This is a genomic window from Streptomyces sp. NPDC058872, assembly GCF_042743065.1.
Classification (GTDB): domain Bacteria; phylum Actinomycetota; class Actinomycetes; order Streptomycetales; family Streptomycetaceae; genus Streptomyces.
This window is the reverse complement of record NZ_JBHYMK010000139.1, coordinates 1-2,278: the sequence shown is the minus strand read 5'-3', so window position 1 is coordinate 2,278 and position 2,278 is coordinate 1. Positions and strand designations below refer to the sequence as shown.

At 74.0% G+C, this 2,278-nt stretch carries 1 protein-coding gene; it reads right to left on the bottom strand.

The genetic code is table 11. The features are described 5' to 3' along the window. On the bottom strand, positions 1–2,278 hold a 2,278-nt coding region (locus tag ACFW22_RS35770; protein WP_386412957.1), incomplete at both ends, for a type I polyketide synthase.

The following is a 2,278-nucleotide window of genomic DNA, read 5'->3' as shown; positions in this document are numbered from 1 at the left end:
AGGGACTTCGGGTCGATGCCGGCCCGCTCGAGGGCCTCCCAGGAGGTCTCCAGCAGCAGCCGCTGCTGCGGGTCCATGGCCAGGGCCTCACGCGGGTTGATGCCGAAGAAGGCCGCGTCGAACTCGCTCACGCCCTGGAGGAAGGCCCCTTCGCGCACATACGACGTGCCGGAGCGCTCCGGGTCGGCGTCGTAGAGCGCCTCCAGGTCCCAGCCGCGGTCGGCGGGGAAGGGCGCGACGGCGTCGTCACCTGCCGCCAGCAGCTCCCACAGCTCCTCGGGCGTCCGTATCCCGCCCGGGAGCCGGCAGCTCATGGCCACGATCGCGATCGGGTCGTCGTCGGCGACCGGCGCACCGGGAGTGGCCACCTGCCCGGCCGCGGCGGTGTCGCCTCCGAGGCCGGGGAACTCGCCCAGCACATGGCGGGCGAGCTCGCCCGCCGTCGGATAGTCGAAGATCACGCTGGTCGTCAGCCGCAGCCCGGTGGCCGCGTTGAGTCGGTTGCGCAGCTGGACCGCGCCGAGCGAGTCGAAGCCGAGCTCCTTGAACGCGCGGTACGGGGTCACCGACTGCGGCCCGGCGTGGCCGAGCACCAACGCCGCCTGCGTACGCACCAGTTCCAGCACCAGCTCCGCCCGCTGCGGCGCCGTCAGCGTGGCGAGCCGCCCGGCCAGCGACGACTCCTCGTCGCGCTGTGCGCCGCCGGACACGGCCGGCCCGGCCGCCGCCCGCAGATCCCGTACGTCAGCCAGGTCGGAGATCAGCGGGTTGGGACGGGCGGCGGTGTACGCCGGTACGAAGCGGGCCCAGTCGATGTCGGCGACCGTCACGGCCGGAGTGCTGTGGCCAACCACCTGGGCCAGCGCGGTGAGCGCGAGGTCCGGGGACATCGGTGGGAACCCGCTGCGGTGCAACTGCTCGGCCGCCGCCTGCCCCGTCGCCATACCCGAGTCCGCCCAGGCACCCCACGCCACCGAGGTCGCGGGCAGCCCCAGAGCCTGCCGCTGCTGTGCGAGCGCGTCCAAGTGGGCGTTCGCAGCCGCGTAGTTGGCCTGCCCTTCGTTGCCGAAGGTGGCGGCCGCGGAGGAGAACAGGACGAACGCGTCGAGGTCGAGGTGACGCGTGTACCGGTCGAGAAGCGTCGCGGCGGTGGCCTTCGGGCGCAGGACGTGGTCGAGGCGGTCGGCGGTGAGGTGGTCCAGTACGCCGTCGTCGAGGCTGCCGGCGGTGTGCACGACCGCGGTGAGGCCCGGGTGCTCGGCGAGCAGGACGCGCACCGACTCGGGGTCGCTCACATCGCAGGCCGCGAAGGCCACCGTGACGCCGAGCGCGGCGAGTTCGTCGTGCAGGGCGGTGGCTCCGGGTGCCTCGCCGCCGCGCCGGCTGGCGAGGACGAGGTGCTCGGCGCCGTTCCCGGCGGCCCAGCGTGCCACGTGTGCGCCGAGCGCGCCGGTGCCGCCGGTGATCAGGACCGTGCCGCGCGGCTGCCAGGCCGTACCGCTGCTGCCTGCCGCCCGGGTCAGTCGGCGCGCGAGGAGACCGGCCGCGCGGATCGCCACCTGGTCCTCGCCGCCGGGCGCCGCGGCCAGTACGGCACGCAGGTGTGCGCTGCCGCGTTCGTCGAGCTGTTCGGGCAGGTCCACGAGCCCGCCCCAACGGTCGGGGTGTTCGAGTGCCGCGACCTGCCCCAGGCCCCAGACCTGCGCCTGGGCAGGCCGGGTGAGCGGGTCGGAGCCGCCGGTGGTGACCGCACCCTGGGTGGCGCACCAGAGGGGAGCCTCGACGCCCGCGTCGCCGAGCGCCTGCACGAGCGCCAGGGTCGGGGCGACCGTACCGGCCTCCTCCTCACGGTCGGTGTCCGCGAGCGCGAGCAGCGAGAGCACGCCTGTCACCGGGGTGTCTGACTCGGCACCCACATAGCGCAGTTGCTCGGTGAAACGCTCCCGGTCGGCATCGGCGGGGTCGAGCACGACTTGCCGTACGGCATCGTGCCCGCTCTCCAGAGCCCGGACGACGTCACGTACGAGAGGCCGGCTCTCGTGACCGGCGGGCAGCAACAGCATCCAGTCGCCGGTGAGTTCAGCCGCGTCGGACGCATCCGGCATCGGCCGCCACGCCACTCGGTAGCGCCAGCCGTCCACCGTGGAACCACCGGTCTGCTCCCTGCGCCCGGACCTCGCGTCGAGCCAGTACCGGCGGCGCTGGAAGGCGTACGTCGGCAGGTCGACGCGGTGCGGAGCCGCCACGCCCAGATCGGTGAGTACGTCTTGCCAGGCGA